The organism is Paraburkholderia unamae, assembly GCF_003096875.1.
In the GTDB taxonomy this organism is placed as follows: Bacteria; Pseudomonadota; Gammaproteobacteria; order Burkholderiales; family Burkholderiaceae; genus Paraburkholderia; species Paraburkholderia unamae.
Window position 1 is genome coordinate 83439 of the sequence record NZ_QEOB01000024.1, and the last position, 16412, is coordinate 99850.

At 64.4% G+C, this 16412-nt stretch carries 13 protein-coding genes; 10 read left to right on the forward strand and 3 right to left on the reverse strand.

Annotated features, from left to right (window positions below; genetic code table 11):
- Positions 1 to 123: 123 nt before the first annotated feature.
- From C7402_RS36740 to C7402_RS36750, 3 genes are all read left to right on the forward strand, one after another.
- A complete protein-coding gene (locus C7402_RS36740) occupies positions 124 to 1260 on the forward strand; it encodes an NADH:flavin oxidoreductase (RefSeq protein WP_116614057.1) in 1137 nt (378 codons plus the stop codon).
- Positions 1261 to 1416: 156 nt separating this feature from the next.
- Positions 1417 to 2397 carry an ABC transporter ATP-binding protein gene (locus C7402_RS36745; RefSeq protein WP_116614058.1) on the forward strand — a complete coding sequence of 327 codons (981 nt, stop codon included), beginning with the start codon at positions 1417 to 1419 and terminating at the stop codon, positions 2395 to 2397.
- Between the two features lie 7 nt (positions 2398 to 2404).
- The gene (locus tag C7402_RS36750) at positions 2405 to 3166 is read left to right on the forward strand and encodes an ABC transporter permease (protein ID WP_112175883.1); all 762 of its coding nucleotides are present in this window, start codon (positions 2405 to 2407) and stop codon (positions 3164 to 3166) included.
- A 66-nt stretch (positions 3167 to 3232) separates the two neighbouring features.
- Here the strand turns inward: C7402_RS36750 and C7402_RS36755 are convergent, their stop codons facing one another.
- Positions 3233 to 4552, reverse strand: a complete 1320-nt coding sequence (locus C7402_RS36755) for a tryptophan leader peptide (RefSeq protein WP_116614059.1) — start codon at positions 4550 to 4552, stop codon at positions 3233 to 3235.
- A gap of 263 nt (positions 4553 to 4815) precedes the next feature.
- Here C7402_RS36755 and C7402_RS36760 point away from each other — a divergent pair, with 263 nt between their 5' ends.
- The 7 genes from C7402_RS36760 to C7402_RS36790 all read left to right on the forward strand — a co-directional run bounded on the left by C7402_RS36760 (position 4816) and on the right by C7402_RS36790 (position 14254).
- Positions 4816 to 6018 carry an MFS transporter gene (locus C7402_RS36760; protein WP_112175879.1) on the forward strand — a complete coding sequence of 401 codons (1203 nt, stop codon included), beginning with the start codon at positions 4816 to 4818 and terminating at the stop codon, positions 6016 to 6018.
- 48 nt (positions 6019 to 6066) lie between these two features.
- On the forward strand, positions 6067 to 6393 hold the full coding sequence (locus tag C7402_RS36765; protein WP_112175877.1) for a MoaF-related domain-containing protein: 327 nt from the start codon (positions 6067 to 6069) through the stop codon (positions 6391 to 6393).
- Between the two features lie 13 nt (positions 6394 to 6406).
- Positions 6407 to 7351 carry an LLM class oxidoreductase gene (locus C7402_RS36770; protein ID WP_116614060.1) on the forward strand — a complete coding sequence of 315 codons (945 nt, stop codon included), beginning with the start codon at positions 6407 to 6409 and terminating at the stop codon, positions 7349 to 7351.
- A gap of 45 nt (positions 7352 to 7396) precedes the next feature.
- A complete protein-coding gene (gene dkgB, locus C7402_RS36775; RefSeq protein WP_116614061.1) occupies positions 7397 to 8203 on the forward strand; it encodes a 2,5-didehydrogluconate reductase DkgB in 807 nt (268 codons plus the stop codon).
- Between the two features lie 278 nt (positions 8204 to 8481).
- The gene (locus C7402_RS36780; RefSeq protein ID WP_116614062.1) at positions 8482 to 9681 is read left to right on the forward strand and encodes an efflux RND transporter periplasmic adaptor subunit; all 1200 of its coding nucleotides are present in this window, start codon (positions 8482 to 8484) and stop codon (positions 9679 to 9681) included.
- On the forward strand, positions 9678 to 12854 hold the full coding sequence (locus C7402_RS36785) for an efflux RND transporter permease subunit (protein ID WP_116614063.1): 3177 nt from the start codon (positions 9678 to 9680) through the stop codon (positions 12852 to 12854). Before C7402_RS36780 ends, C7402_RS36785 begins: the two co-directional genes overlap by 4 nt.
- Positions 12851 to 14254: an efflux transporter outer membrane subunit gene (locus C7402_RS36790; RefSeq protein ID WP_116614064.1), complete on the forward strand. Its 1404-nt coding sequence runs from the start codon at positions 12851 to 12853 to the stop codon at positions 14252 to 14254. The genes C7402_RS36785 and C7402_RS36790 overlap by 4 nt, the downstream gene beginning before the upstream one ends.
- A gap of 95 nt (positions 14255 to 14349) precedes the next feature.
- On the opposite strand, the gene C7402_RS36795 is transcribed toward C7402_RS36790, so the two are convergent.
- Entirely contained in the window at positions 14350 to 15252 is a 903-nt protein-coding gene (locus tag C7402_RS36795) for a LysR substrate-binding domain-containing protein (RefSeq protein ID WP_112175867.1), read from the reverse strand.
- Positions 15253 to 15366: 114 nt separating this feature from the next.
- On the reverse strand, positions 15367 to 16308 hold the full coding sequence (locus C7402_RS36800) for a LysR family transcriptional regulator (RefSeq protein WP_116614065.1): 942 nt from the start codon (positions 16306 to 16308) through the stop codon (positions 15367 to 15369).
- Positions 16309 to 16412: the final 104 nt, after the last annotated feature.

The window sequence follows — 16412 nt, forward strand, 5'->3', positions numbered from 1 at the left end:
CACTTCGCGGTGCGTAATTGACCGTAGATAGCCAGCGTATACCATTCGTTTCAGGCCAATGGCTTCGAGCCCGAACTCGCAGCGAAACAGATCGACGGGCTCGATCATCACGGAGAATACCGAATGGCAGCAGGCACGAAAACGACACAGCCCAACCTGGACGTTCTATTTCGTCCTTATCGTCTGAATACACTCGATTTGCCGAACCGCGTGGTCATGGCGCCGATGACACGGTCCTTGTCGCCGGCCGGCGTGCCCACCGCCGAAACGGCCGCCTATTACCGCCGCCGCGCCGGGCACGGCGTGGGTCTCATCATCACGGAGGCCGCGGGCATCGGCCGCCCTGCCGCGCGCAACGAGCCGGACATGCCGCAGCTTCATGGTGAGGCGGCGCTGGCAAGCTGGAAAACGATCGTCGACGAGGTCCACGCAGCGGGCGGACGTATCGCGCCGCAACTGATACACGTGGGGCAGAAACGCTCGATGCTGGGTGCCGACTGGACGCCACCCGCGCCCTACGAGAGTCCTTCGGGTCTTGCCTTGACGGGCCAGCCGGCAGGCCGCCCGATGAGCGATGCCGAGGTGGCGGCGACCATCGACGCCTTCGCGCGCGCGGCGGCCGACGCCGAAAGAACCGGTTTCGACGGCATCGAATTGCACGGTGCGCACAACTACCTGATCAACCAGTTTTTCTCCGAGGATTTGAATCAGCGCAGCGACCGCTATGGCGGTTCGACACTGCTCGATCGCTCGCGCTTTGCGATCGAGATCCTGCAAGCGATTCGCGCCGTGGTGAGCCCCGGCTTTCCCGTCATTCTTCGCCTGTCGCAATGGAAGCCCAAGGATTTCAATGCGCGCCTCGCGCCCACGCCTCAAGTGCTCGAAACGTGGCTCGGCGCGCTCGTCGATGCCGGTGCGGATGCGTTCCATCTCTCCCAACAGCGATTCTCGCAAGCGGCCTTCCCCGAGTTCGATGCGCAATTGAATCTGGCGGGCTGGGCGAAGAAGCTCACCGGCGTCACCGCCATCACGGTGGGCTCCGTTGGCCTGATCGGTGACGTCTACGAGTCGATGGCGGGCAAGAACGCGCAAGCGACTTCGCTGGACGACATGCTGGCGCGACTGGAGCGCGACGAATTCGACCTGGTCGCAGTCGGCCGTCCGTTGCTTCAGGACCCTGCGTGGCTGGACAAGATTCGCAATAATCGCGTGGATACGATTGCCGATTTCACGCCCGCGGCCTTCGCCACGCTGAGCTAGTCGCCCCCCCCGAGCGGCGGCCCGACCCTCCCCACAGGGTCGAACACGGCCGCCCTCGCGTCTGCCGGCCGTCGATCCCCCATCGACACGCGCCCATCCCTGCCTCTGAGAGGCCGCCCCCCCTGCCTTGCCCCCGTTTCTGGTAATGTCACGCACATGCAAACGATCCTATCCGTCGAGAATCTCTCGAAAGTCTATGCATCGGGATTCCGCGCGCTCACGCGCATCAGCCTGGACATCCAGCGCGGCGAGATTTTCGCGCTGCTGGGCCCGAATGGCGCCGGCAAGACCACGCTGATCAGCATCATCTGCGGCATCGTCAACGCGAGCGAAGGCAGTGTGCGCGTGGCCGGTCACGATATCGTCACCGACTATCGCGCCGCGCGCTCGCTGATCGGCCTCGTGCCTCAGGAACTGACAACGGACGCGTTCGAAACGGTCTGGGCCACCGTCTCGTTCAGCCGCGGCCTGTTCGGCAAGCCCGCCAACCCCGCCTATGTCGAACGCGTGCTGCGCGACCTCTCGCTGTGGGAGAAGCGCAACAACAAGATCATCACCTTGTCCGGCGGCATGAAGCGCCGCGTGCTGATTGCGAAGGCGCTCGCGCACGAACCGCAGGTCCTGTTTCTGGACGAGCCGACCGCGGGCGTGGACGTGGAGCTGCGCCGCGACATGTGGGAACTCGTGCGCGGGCTCAAGGCAAACGGCGTGACGATCATCCTGACGACGCACTACATCGACGAAGCGGAAGAAATGGCCGACCGCATCGGCGTCATCAACGCGGGCGAAATCATGCTCGTCGAGCACAAGGACGCGCTCATGCGCAAGCTCGGCCGCAAGCAGTTGACGTTGCAACTCGAAACGCCGTTGAGCGCGATTCCGGCGGCGCTCGACAACTGGCGCCTGGAACTGGCCGACGGCGGCGCCGAGCTGACCTACACCTACGACGCCGAAAACGAACGCAACGACATCATCGCGCTGCTCAAGAGCCTGAGCGAGGCCGGCATTGGCTTCAGCGACCTGCAAACGAAGCAGAGTTCGCTCGAGGACATTTTCGTGAGTCTCGTCAGCAAAGACCCGGCAGCCGCTGCGCGATCAGCCGCGCCGTCGGTCGCGGAAAACGGAAAGGACAGGTGAGCAACCGATGAACGTCTACGCAATTCGCGCCATCTACCGCTTCGAAATGGCGCGCACGCGGCGCACGCTGATGCAGAGCATCGTCGCGCCGGTGATCTCGACTTCGCTCTACTTCATCGTGTTCGGCTCCGCGATCGGTTCGCGCATCCAGGAGGTGAACGGCGTGAGCTACGGCGCGTTCATCGTGCCTGGCCTGATCATGCTGTCGCTGCTGTCGCAAAGCATCTCGAACGCGTCATTCGGCATCTACTTTCCGCGCTTCACGGGCACGATCTACGAACTGCTGTCGGCGCCCGTGTCCTACTTCGAAATCGTCATCAGCTATGTCGGCGCGGCGGCGACCAAGTCGGTGCTGCTCGGGGTCATCATCCTCGCGACGGCGGCGCTGTTCGTGCCGATCCAGATCCAGCATCCGTTGTGGATGGTGCTGTTCCTGCTGCTCACGGCCATCACGTTCAGCCTGCTCGGCTTCATCATCGGCATCTGGGCGGACAACTTCGAGAAGCTGCAAATCGTGCCGCTCCTCATCATCACGCCGCTCACGTTCCTTGGCGGCAGCTTCTACTCGATCGACATGCTGCCGCCGGCCTGGCGCGTGATCACGCTGTTCAACCCGATCGTCTACCTCATCAGCGGTTTTCGCTGGAGCTTCTACGGGCTCGCGGACGTAAACGTCGGCGTGAGCCTCGGCATGACGGCCGCCTTTCTCGCCCTGTTCCTCGGCATCACCGCCTGGATCTTCAAGACCGGTTACCGCCTGAAGACCTGAAGCGGGCCTGAAGCGGGCCTGAAGCGGGCCTGAAGCGGGTCATAAGCCGCATGCCCGTGACACACGTCAGGCCTGCGGCTCCCCCAACGCACCGCCCTGGGTGCGCTCCAGGATCTGAAGCTTCTCGGCCACGTCGGGCGCGCTGTGGCCTGCCGCGCGAAGCTCGCTCACGAGCCGATGAGCGGCAGCCCGGCAGTGCGCCAGCATCTCGTGCAAGCGCGGTTCCGCCTGCAAGCCGGCCACCGCCTTCTCCAGCTCGGCCGGCGATTCGCTCAGCAAGGCGGGAACGACTTCCTCCGGCGGTATCAGGGAGCCATGACTGAGCAGTTGAGCGGTCCAGTCGCATCCGTACAGCAGCGTGCGCCGTTCGGCCCTTCGCGTTTCGTCCTGGTCGAGCGTGGCGAGGCTCTGCCGGCTGTTCTGGATCTCGCCGCGCCACGTCGCCAGGATATCGGCACGCAGCGCCGCCATGGCGTCGCCGAGCGCGGCGTTCTGCCCGCCTGCCGCGAGTCGGCGTTCATCGAGCCTGTCCAGATGATCCCGATAGCCTTCGAGGTACGGCAGCCAGTTCAACGGCAGCTCCGGCTTTTCGAAGAACGCGCGGCTCACCTCGTTGAGTTCGTTGCGCACATCCTGAAGCGCCTGATTGTCGGCAAGGCGCGCTTCATGAACGTCGTGCGCCGTCACCATCTGCCGATGCAGCGGGAACAGCGGATTGTTGTAACGCCGCTGGAGATGGCGTTCGGCCGCGCCCGGCCGCACGCTCCATTTCCAGTTGGGCAGCGATTTCGCGTTGAACTCGACCGCCTCTATCATCGGCCGGAAAAGAGACAACGCCTCGTCCGTGGCGTGGCGAAAGCAGTCCGCCAGCTTGTAGTCATTGCCTTGCAGGGAGGCGTCTGCGCTGCCCGCGTAAGGTGAGTCGGGCCTGAACCTGAGCGTGCCTGTGGCCAGAAAGAATTCCATGGGCAGTTCCACCAGCAGGCCTTCCTGCCTGAAGGTGCGCTGTTCGGCCGAAATCGCCTCGACCGAGCGCGCCAGGCGGTTTTCCGTGTCGAGGAGCGCGTCGATGGCGTCGCCCGACGCGGGCTGGGCCGCATCGGCAAGCAGACAGAATGTTTCCCGCGCCATGCGCGCGGCGATGGTGCCGTGCTTCTCGGCGAACAGCCAGAACCAGAGCGCGAGCTGGTAGCCCTTGACCCCGTTTTGGGCGATCGCTTCGACCTCGGGCGTGAAAGCAATGCCGGGTGCGGCCCAGTTTGCAAACGGCGCGGCTCCCACATTCTGATACATGGCGAGGAGTTGCCGTATCGATTCATGCGTATCGGTGGGCCAGTTGCGCGCCTCCTCGGGGCGCTTTTCCGTCTTCCAGAACCTCCAGTCCATTCTGTCCCTCGCAAGAGAGCAAGCGTAACGGCGCTACGCGCTGCGAGGGATACTTGCACACTCCGCCGAGGGCGTAAACCGGTGATCTCCACCCTTGCCCGCCGTGCCGCCCGCCGAAAGGCCGCGCGCGCGCCGCCGAAGCGTGCGCCGCGCGCGGCATTCTTGACTTCAAATCAAAACAATTTGACGAATAGACGAGTTTTTAATCAAAAGTAAAGGGCGCACACTCCGTCCCGTCTTCATCGAAGCCAGGACCGCAAACCATGCCCCTCGCCCTCCTCGCGCTCACCATCAGCGCGTTCGCCATCGGCACGACCGAGTTCGTGATCGTCGGCCTGATACCGACGATTTCGTCCGACCTCGGCATCAGCCTGCCCTCGGCGGGCCTCCTCGTGAGCCTTTACGCACTGAGCGTCGCAGTCGGCGCGCCCTTGCTCACCGCCCTGACCGGGCGGATGCCGCGCAAGCTCCTGCTCGCGGGGCTGATGGCGCTTTTCACCATCGGCAACCTCGTCGCCTGGCGCGCGCCCAGTTACGAATCGTTGATCGTCGCGCGCATACTCACCGGTCTCGCCCACGGCGTGTTCTTCTCCGTAGGCACGATCATCGCAACGACGCTCGTGCCCAAGGACAAGGCCGCCAGCGCGATCGCCACCATGTTCAGCGGCATGACGGTCGCCTTCGTCGCGGGCATTCCGCTCGGCACCTTTATCGGCCAGCACTTCGGCTGGCGAGCCACGTTCTTCGTCGTCGCCCTGTTTGGCCTGATCGCGTTTCTCGGGGCCGTGGCCTTCGTGCCGCGCCACCTCGCGCATACGCGACCTGCCGGTCTGCTCAAGCAATTTCGCGTGCTCGCGGAGCCGCGTCTCGCGCTGGTCTATGCCATGACCGCGGTGGGTTACGGCGGCTCGCTCATCGCCTTCACGTTCATGGCGCCATTGCTCGAGCAGATTACGGGCTTCACGCCTTCCGAGGTCAGCATCGTGCTCGTCGCCTATGGCGTGTCCGTCGCGGCCGGCAATGTGTGGGGCGGCAAGCTCGCCGACCGCGTGGGCCCGGTGAAGGCGCTCAAGCGCATCTTCCTGCTGCTCGCCGCCGTGCTGTTCGCTCTCACGTTCACGATCCACACCCCGTGGCTCGCCGTGATCACCATGCTGTGCTGGGGCGCGGTCGCGTTCGGCAACGTGCCGGGCTTGCAGGTGTATGTCGTCAAGCAGGCGCGTCATTTCGCCCCCGAATCCGCCGATGTCGCATCGGGCTTCAATATCGCCGCGTTCAACCTCGGCGTGGCGGGCGGCTCGTCGCTCGGCGGGCTGATCGTCGCGCATATCGGTCTCGGCCACACGCCCTGGATCGCCGCCGCCGTCACGCTCGGCGCCTTCGCCCTCACCGCGCTGAGCGGCCGTCTCGACCGCCGCGAAGGTCTGCCCGAGCGCACGGCCGAGCCCGTGGAAGCCGCGCACTGAACCGCTTCCTCCTCTTTCACAGAAACCTGTCAGCAGGAACCCATGAGCATGAACGCACCGACCCGACGCCCTCCGTTCGCGGGCAAGACCTTTGAAGTTCGTTACGACGGCCTCACGGCGATCAACGCCTATGCAGAAGACGGCATGCACATGCGCTACGAAATCGTCGAAGGCGATTTCACGGGCGCGAAAGGCGAAGTCGCTTATACCTGGCAGCACATCGCAGGCGAGACCTACGCGATTTCGTGGCAGGAAGCCAGCCGCGCAACCGTCGTGCACATCGACGACTTCGCGGCCGGTACGTCGCGATCGTTCTTTACCGCCCCTTCGCTCGACTTCTACCGTCTCGAAGGCAGCCTGCGCGCGCAACCCTGAACGCGAGCCGATCATGTCCACTTCCCTCGAAAAACTGACCGGCGGCGGCTTCAGCATCGGCATCGAACTGCCGCTCGACCACGACTGGTCGCCGGCCGGCGATGCAAAGCGCCAGCACGACGGACGCCGCCCCGGCGTGCCCGATCTGGCCGTGCACGCGGAACTCGCGCAACTCGCGGATACGCTCGGCTTTCGCGCGCTCTGGGTCCGCGACGTGCCGCTCTACGACCCTTCGTTCGGCGACGCTGCTCAGGTGTTCGAAGCATTTTCCTATCTCGGCTACCTCGCGGGGATCACGCGCCACATTCTGCTCGGCACGGCGGCCGTGGTGTTGCCGCTGCGCGAGCCGCTCCTTACGCTGAAGTCGGCCGCCTCGATCCAGGAACTGAGCCGGGGCCGCCTGTTGCTTGGCGTCGCGACCGGCGATCGCCCGGTGGAATACCCGTTGTTCGGCCGCGACTTCGAATCCCGAGGCGCGAACTTTCGTGAGCAGATTGCGCTGCTGCGCAGCGGCGCGCGCGGCTATCTGCCCCCGGGCCTCGAAGTGCTGCCGCAGCCGCGCACGCCGCTGCCCCTCTTTGCGGCCGGTCTCGCGCAACAAACGCCGCAATGGCTCGGCAGCAACATGGACGGATGCCTTGCCTACCCCGGCGCGCCCGCGGACCACCAGCGCCGCGCTGCCGCATGGCGGGAGGTTGCCGGCGCGAAGCCGTATGTCAGCTTCATCCATCTCGACCTCGCCGAAGATCCCGACGAACCGTTGCAGCGCCATCGTTTCGGCGCACGCACCGGGCGCCGCGCGCTCATCGACGAGCTCGATGCGCTGCGCAACGTGGGCGTCGATCACATCGCCCTGCATTTCCGGCGCAACCGCCGGCCGCTCGACGAAACGTTCGCCGAAATCGCGAGCGAGGTGCTTCCGCATTTCCATCAGACCACGACTGAGCAATCGGCATAACGCTTCCGGTTGCGTTTCTTTCCATCACCCTCAGAGAGAAAACTCATGAGCACTATTCCCGCATTCGGCCTCGGCACGTTCCGCCTGCAAGGCCAGGTCGTCATCGATTCGGTGCGCAACGGTCTCGAAGTCGGCTACCGCGCGATCGACACCGCGCAGATCTACGGCAACGAAGCCGAGGTGGGCGAAGCGATCGCCGCTTCCGGCGTCGCGCGCAAGGATCTTTTCCTCACCACCAAGATCTGGGTGGACAACTACGCCCGCGAAAAGCTGGTGCCGAGCCTCAAGGACAGCCTCAAAAAGCTGCGCACCGACGAAGTCGACCTCACGCTCATTCACTGGCCCGCGCCGAACAACGGCGTGTCGCTCGAAGAATTCATGAGCGCGCTCGCGGAGGCGAAGTCGCAGGGCCTCACGAAGCAGATCGGCGTGTCCAACTTCAATATCGAACTGACGAAGCAGGCCATCGCCGTTGTCGGCAAGGAGAATGTCGCGACCAACCAGATCGAACTGAGCCCGTATTTGCAGAGCCGCAAGCTCGTGAGCTACCTCCAGCAGGAAGGCATTCACGTGACGTCGTACATGACGCTTGCCTACGGCAAGGTGCTCGGCGACCCGGTCATTCGCGCCATCGCCGAACGTCGCAACGCCACGCCCGCCCAGGTCACGCTCGCGTGGGCGCTGCGCCTGGGCTACTCCGTCATTCCCTCTTCGACCAAGCGCGAAAATCTCGCCAGCAATCTGCTCGCGCAAACGCTGGAACTGGACGACGAAGAGATGGCGCAGATCGCCGCGCTCGAACGCAACGGCCGCGAAGTGAGCCCTGAAGGTCTCGCCGCGCAGTGGGACTAAAACAAGTTCTATAAGTAAGCTATCCGAAATACACTTCGGAGCCCCAACTGAAGTCCCTCTCAAACACGGCCTGACATGTCAGGCCGTGTTTCGTCGCTCTCCTTTCACGTGCATCGAGTCTCCTCGCTTGCGCGCCGACGCACGGCCGCCATACCGCGAGATTCGTGACTCAGGCGTACATATTCTTATGCCGCCACGCGGCTTTATACGCCGGGCTTCAAAACCGATACTGCGCACCATCCGGCCATTGCCGAACCATTCATCAAGCGCGCATCAACATGAAAGTCCTCCCGGAAAAAATCGTCTTGCCCAAGGCGCTCGCCCTGGCCGCCCTCCCGCTCGCGGCATGTCTGGCGCTGTCCGCCTGCCATCCGGACGAGCAGGCTCCGCCCGCACCGCCAAGCGTCGTGGTCAGCCGTCCCGTCGTTCAGAACGTGAAGGATGTCGATGTCTACGCCGGCCGCTTCGAAGCGATCGACACCGTTGACGTGCGCCCGCGCGTGAGCGGCTACCTGGAGAAAGTCGCGTTCCGCGACGGCGCGCTCGTCAACAAAGGGGATCTGCTGTTCGTGATCGATCCGCGTCCGTATCAGGCGTCGGTCACCGCCGCGCAAGGCGCGATGGAGCGCGCGCGCTCGCAGCTCGCGCTGAGCCAGCAGGAGTTCGATCGCGCCAGCGTGCTGATCAAGACCGACACCATCGCGCAAAGCCTTTACGACCAGCGCCGGGAAGCGGTACGCAGCGCACAGGCCGAAGTCACGAGCGCGCAAGGCGCACTGGAGCGCGCGCAACTCGACCTCTCGTTCACGCGTATCGTCGCGCCGATGTCCGGCCGCATCAGCCGCAAACGGGTGAGCGAGGGCAATCTCGTGAAGGGCGGCGACAGCGACGCCACCGTGCTCACGACCATTGTTTCGCAGGACCCGATCGACTTTTATTTCGACATCGACGAGCAAAGCTACCTGCGCTATACGCGCGAAGCCGCGAAGGGCCAAGGCAATGCCGTGTCCCTCGACGTCGGGATCGCGCTACCCGGCGAGACGCAGCCTTCCCTGCGCGGCCGGCTGGATTTCACCGACAACCGCCTCGACAACTCGACGGGGACGCTGCGCGAACGCGCGCGCATAGCGAACCCGGATAGCCGGCTCAACCCAGGGCAGTTCGGCCGCGTGTACCTCTCGAGCAGCGCGGCGCACCCCGCCTTGCTCGTGCCGGACTCGGCCGTCGCCACCGACGCCACGCGGCGAGTTCTCTATCTGGTGGACGGCAACGACAAGGTGGCCGTGCGCCCTGTCGTTCCCGGACGCCTCTTCGGCAACCTGCGTGAAGTCGCCTCCGGGCTGCAAGCGGGCGACGCGGTCATCGTCGACGGCTTCCAGCGCGTGCGTGTCGGCGACAAGGTCAAGCCTATCGCGCGTCCCATCGAAGCACGCCAGGCACCCGTGGCCGCGAGCGGCGCGCAGGAGGATTCGCAATGAACCTCGGCCGTCTGTCCGTCCAGCAGCCCGTGCTCGCCATCGTGCTGTCGATCGTCATCACGATCGCGGGCGCGCTCGCGTATTTTTCTCTGGTGGTTTCCGAATATCCGGAGATCGCGCCGCCCACCGTCGTCATCCAGGCGAGCTATCCGGGCGCTTCCGCCGAGACCGTTTCCGATACCGTCTCGACGCCGATCGAACTCGAAGTCAACGGCGTGGAAGACATGCTCTACATGTACAGCCAGGCGACCTCGGATGGCGGCCTGAACATCACGGTGACGTTCAAGCCCGGCACCGACGTCGACAAGGCGCAGGTGCTCGTGCAGAACCGCGTGGCGCTCGCCACGCCGCGCCTGCCCGAAGCCGTGCAGCGCAGCGGCGTATCGGTGCGCAAGTCGTCGCCCACGCAGCTCGGCACCATCTTCATCTATTCGCCCGACAACAGCTACGACCCGCTCTATGTGTCGAACTACGCCATCCGCAACGTGGCGGACGCGCTCAAGCGCATCGACGGCGTAGGCGACATCAATCCGCTGGGCGCACGCGAATACGCCATGCGCATCTGGCTCGACCCGGAGCGTGCCGCGTCGTTCGACCTGAGCCCCGGCGACGTGATCGCGGCCGTGCGCGCGCAAAACACCCAGCTCGCAGGCGGCGTGGTCGCACAGGCGCCGATCACGAATCAGGCGTTCCAGCCCAACCTGATCTTCGAAGGCCGCCTCAAGCGTCCCGAAGATTTCAGCGACATCGTCATCAAGCAGGGGCAGGACGGCCGCCTCGTGCGCCTGAAAGACGTCGCACGCGTCGAGGTCGGCGCGCTCAACTACTCGACAGACAGCTACATGTTGCGTCATCCGACCGTCGCCTTGCAGGTGCTCCAGCAGCCCGGCGCCAATGCGGTCGCGACGATGGCCGCCGTCGAAAAGAAAATGGCCGCGCTGGGCAAGGACTTCCCCAAGGGCATCGTCTACAACATCGGCTACAACCCGACTGCGTTCATCGGCGACAGCATTCACGAACTGGTCAAGACCATCTATGAAGCGGTGGTGCTCGTCGTGTTCGTCGTGCTGCTATTTCTCCAAGGCTGGCGTCCGTCGATCATTCCGATTCTGTCGATACCTGTCTCGCTCGTCGGCACCTTCGCGGTCATGGCGCTGCTGGGTTATTCCATCAACAACCTCACGCTGTTCGGCCTCGTGCTGGCCGTGGGGATCGTCGTGGACAATGCGATCGTGGTGGTGGAGAACGTCGAGCGCCATCTCGCCTCGGGCTCCGGCCCACGTGACGCCACGCTCGCCACGATGCGCGAGGTGGGAGGCGCGCTCTTCGCGATCACCCTGGTGCTGTGCGCGGTGTTCATTCCCACCTCGTTCATTCCGGGCATCTCCGGCCAGTTCTTCCGGCAATTCGGCGTCACGATCGCCGTATCGACCGCGATCTCGTTCTTCACGTCGATCACGCTCGCGCCCGCCCTCTCCGCGACGATCCTCAAGGCGCATGGCGGTACGCACGCGGCCGGCCAAGGCGGTGTGCTCGCGCCCGTGGCGCACTATGTCCAGCGTTTCGCGCACGGATTCAACCGCTTGTTTCAGCGTCTTTCCGACGCTTACGGCGCACTCGTGCGACGTATCGTCAACGTCATTCCCCTGATGTCGGTGCTCTACGTCGTGCTGATCGGCGCGACGGCCTGGCTGCTCGTCTCCAGCCCCAAGGGGTTCATTCCCGCGCAGGATCGCGGCTATCTGGTCGTGCTCGTCCACCTGCCCGATGGCGCGACGCTCGAACGCACGAGCGCGGTGGCCCGCAAGATCGAGGACATTGCGCTCTCCGTGCCGGGCGTGGCGCGCGTGCCCGTTTTCTCGGGCGTCAATGCGGCAACCGGCACGAACTCGGCCAACGACGCCGGCTTGTTCCCGGTGTTCGAGCCGTGGCCGGAGCGCAAGAAGCATGGCCTGACCATCGACAGGATTGCTGACGAAATGCGCAAGCGCCTCGCCGCCGTGACCGAAGCGTCGATCGTGGTCGCCATGCCCCCGCCCGTGCAAGGCCTTGGCAGCACGGGGGGCTTCGCCATGCGGCTGGAAGACCGCAACAGCCTCGGCACAGCGACGCTCGCGAAGGCAACCGCCGATCTCGTGGCCGCGGCCAACAAGACACCCGGCATGGTGGGCGTCTATACGCCGTACTCGGCAACGAGTCCGCAGGTATTCGCCGCGCTCGACCGCGAGAAAGCGGAAATGCTCGGCGTATCGAGCCAGGAGATCAACGACGCCGTTAATCTGTACTTCGGCTCGGCCTATATCAACGACTTCAATATCGTCGGCCGCACCTATCGTGTCACCGCGCAAGCCGATCTGCCGTTTCGCGTCACCGCCGACGACTTCGCACGCCTGAAGGTTCGCAACCGCGACGGCGAGATGGTGCCGATCGGCAATGTGACGCGCATCAGCAACACGCTCGGCGTGGATCGCGTGCCGCGCTACAACCTCTATCCGGCCACCGAGATCAATGGCGACACGCTGCCGGGCCTCGGCTCGGGCTACGCGATCCAAACGATGGAAACGCTGGCGAAGCAGGTCCTGCCGCCGGGCATCGCCTTCGAATGGACCGACCTGTCGTATCAGCAGACCACCGCAGGCAACGCCGGACTGCTGGTGTTCCCGCTGTGCGTGCTGCTCGTCTATCTCGTGCTGGCTGCGCAGTACGGTAGCTGGAGCCTGCCCGTCTCGATCCTGCTGATTGTGCCGATGTGCCTGCTCGCGGCCTCGCTCGGCGTGAAGGCACTAGGCCAGGACGTGAACATCCTCACGCAGATCGGCTTCATCGTGCTCATCGGGCTCGCCGCGAAAAACGCGATCCTGATCGTGGAGGTGGCGAGACAACTCGAAGCCGAAGGCAAGGAACTGATCGAGGCAGTGGTCGAAGCGTGCGTGCAGCGTCTGCGCCCGATTGTGATGACGTCGCTCGCCTTCATTCTTGGTGTGCTGCCGCTTGTCATTTCCGAAGGCGCGGGCGCCGAAATGCGCCAGGCCGTGGGCGCGGCGGTCTTCTTCGGCATGATCGGCGTGACGACGTTTGGCCTGCTCTTTACCCCCGTGTTCTATGTCATGGTCCGCCGCTTCGCGACCCGCAAATCGCGCAGCGCAGAGGTGGCAGTGGAGATTACCCAATGAACGTCCGTCGGCTCCTTGCCGCTCTCATCACCGTCACGGCCGTGGGCAGCCTCGCCGCGTGCTCGAACGCGCCGGTCGCGGCCGTCACGCCGCCACCGCTCGCCACGGCCTATGCAAACGAAGCGCTCGCACCCAGCGGCCCCATTCCCGATCTCACCGACTGGTGGCGCGGTTTTCACGATCCGATCCTCGACCGGCTGGTCGACACCGCGCTCGCCAACAACCTGGATCTGCAAGCCGCCGTCGCACGCATCGACGCTGCGCGCGCGGTCCAGGCCGGCACGGCCTCGCAGTGGTTTCCGTCGCTCGATCTGAACGCGGGCGCATCGCGCCAGCGGCTTTCGGCATCCCAGGCATTCCCGACCGACACGCCGACGACCGGCAATGCATTCGGGCTCAACGCCACCCTTGCCTGGGAGCCCGATCTGTTCGGACGCGTGCGCCAGGGTGTATCGGCGGCAAACGCCGATGTCGTATCGGCCGGCAACGAGGCCCTGGCCGTGCGTATCGCGACCATCGAAGAAACCGTGCTGACCTACGTGAACGTGCGCGGACTCGAACAGCGCATCGACATCGTTCAGGAAAATGCGCTGAGCCAGCGCAATACCGAACAATCCACGCGCCGCATGTTCGATGCGGGCGTGGTTCCGGCCGCCGACGTCGACCGGGCCACGGCGCAGACCGAAACGACGCTCGCCGAGTTGCCCGCACTGGAGCTACAGCGGCAAACAGCGATCCATCGGCTGTCGATCATCACCGCCTCCACGCCGCAGGACATCTACGCGCAACTTGATCCGCCCGCGCCGATGCCCGCGTGGACGCCGCCCGTATCCGGCGTCGGCACACCGGCGGACGTGCTGAGCCGCCGCCCGGACGTGCGCGCCGCCCAGGCGCGCGTCGTTGCCGCTTATGCGCGTATCGGCGTGGCCGAGGCGGATCTGAAGCCGCAACTCCAGTTGCTCGGCGTAATCGGCTTGGCAATCGACGGCTTCTCAGGCGTCACGTTCGCCCGTTCGATTGCCTGGATGGCGGGCGCCAGCGCGAGCGCGCCGATCTTCGACGGCGGGCTGCGGCGCAGCGTCGTCGCATTGCGCCGCGCGCAAGCGCAACAGGCGCTCGATGCGTACCGCGCAACCGTGCTTGCCGCCGTGACCGATGTCGAAACATCGATGGCCGCGACCGACCGGGACCAGAGCCGTGCACAACGCCTGGCGCGCGCGACATCGAGCGCGCGCGCCGCCTATGAGCAGATCAACCGTTCGTGGCGCAGCGGCGAGTCGGCCTTTATCGACACGCTCGACGCACAACGCTCCGTGCTTCTCGCCGAAGACGCCATGGTGCAGGCGCAAACCGAAACGTTGCGCAGCCAGGTGAGGCTGGTCAGCGTGCTCGGTCAGTGATCGGCCCGCAACGCTCGCGCGATTGAAAATACAAACGAAAGCGCCGCATTCGTTGATCGCGAATGCGGCGCTACATAGATTGCGGGTGAATGGTTTCAGCAAATATCGTCCGCTTGTTTCAATTGCGCGCTGACGTAATCGAGGAAACTCAGGATACGCAGCGACAAGGTCGTATTCCGGTAGTACACCGCATGAATCGGCTGAAGAAATTCCACGGTCTCCCCGGCGAGCACCTCCACGAGATCGCCGTTGCGGCGATGCGCACCGGTCATGAAGTCGGCGAGGCAAACGATGCCTGCGCCATTCGTTGCGAGTGCGAGCAAAGTCTCGCCGCTCGAAGCCTGCAACGCAGGCCGAATGCGCAAGGAGTCGCCATGCGCCGAACGCAACGGCCACTGATTCAGGACTTCCGGTTGCGAAAATCCCAACAACGTATGCGATTCGAGGTCGTCAACGGTCTTCGGCGTGCCTTTCTTCGCGAGGTAAGCCGGGCTCGCGAGGATACGCAGGCGACTGCTGCCGAGCCTGCGCGCATGCAGCGTGGAATCGCGCAACTCGCCAATGCGCACCGCGATGTCCGTGCGATGCTCCAGCAAGTCGATAATCTCGTCGCTCGTATGCAGTTCGAGATCGATGTCCGGCCACGTTTCGTGAAAGCCCGGCATGAGCGGCACGATCACGTGCTGCATGAAGGGTGCTGCGGCATTCACCCGCAATTTTCCGGCGAGCGCGTCGCGCTTCAGCACGATCTGCTCTTCGGCAAGCTCCACGGAAGCGATAATGCCTCGGGCGTGTTCGAGAAACACCCGTCCTTCTTCGGTCAATTCGAGCCGGCGAGTCGTCCGCCGGATCAGCGTCGTGTCGAGCTTCTCTTCCAGGCGGCGCAGCACACGGCTCATCACCGAGGTCGGTTGAGCGAGCCGGTCCGCAGCGCCGGTGAGCGAGCCCACGTCCGCTATCGTTACGAACGCCATCATCTCGTCAAGGGTAGTCTTCATACGTATCGGCGGTGATTCATGATTGCCGCCTACGATAGAACGGATTCGCGCCGCTGATAAGCTCACGCTGCCGGGAATCATTTTCGATTCAAATTCAAGAATCGGGCCGTTGCGCTAGCCACGCGAGGAAAGATTCCTTTTAGGGCTGATGTGACTCCACTCGGGCCTGGCCCGGCTTTTCAGGAAGTCGACAAGCGCGCGCGTCTTTGCCGGAAGCAGCGTTCGATTGGGGTACAGCAACCACGCTGCACCATCGAAGTCGCTCGGCGTCGCCGTGTGATCCGGCAACAGGTCGACCAGCCGGCCGGCCGCGAGGTCGGTTGCAGCCAGCCAGGCCGGCAGCAGCGCGGGCCCCGTGCCCGCAAGCGCAAGCTCGCGTTGCGCGAGCCCATTGGAAACGCATACGCGGGGTTTGATGCTCACGTGCACGACGTTCCCGGCGCTGTCGCGCAGCAACCAGTCTGCCTGCGGATTGGGTAGTCCGAAAAGCACGCACGGGTGGTGGCTCAAATCGGCAGGCGAGCGAATGGGGCCGTGACTGGCGAGGTAATGCGGGCTGGCGCAAACCTTGTACGCCGAGTCGAACCACTTCACGCGCACGAAGTTCCTGTCCATGCGCGGACTCAACCGCAATGCCAGGTCGATGCGCTCGGCCACGATGTCGAGGTTCGCATCTGCGAGAATCAGCTCAAGTTGAATATCCGGCCAGGATTCGAGGAATTCGGGCAACAGCGGCACAAGGCAAGCTTGCCCGAACGCGACCGACGCCGTGACTCTCAGCATGCCGCCCACGTTCGTGCCGAGTTCCTTGATCCGGTCTCCCGCCGCGTCGATGGCATCGAGAAGGTCGGACACCTGGGTCAGATACGCAGCACCGGCTTCGGTGAGCGTGACATGCCGCGTCGTGCGATGAAAGAGGCGCACGCCCAGCTCGCTCTCCACCGTTCGCACCACGCGCGAGATCGACGACGGGTCCATGTTGCGTTGTTTGGCGACGCCCGAGAAATTGCCGTGCCGGGCGATCTCAAGAAGGATGCGAAGATGGTCGTGGTTCATTGATGCAGGATTTACACAATGACTGTGATCGCGATGCGATGAATGGCACCGCACTCCGACGTTACGATCCTTCCCAAGCTACTCAGCCCTGGCGGCCACGCGGA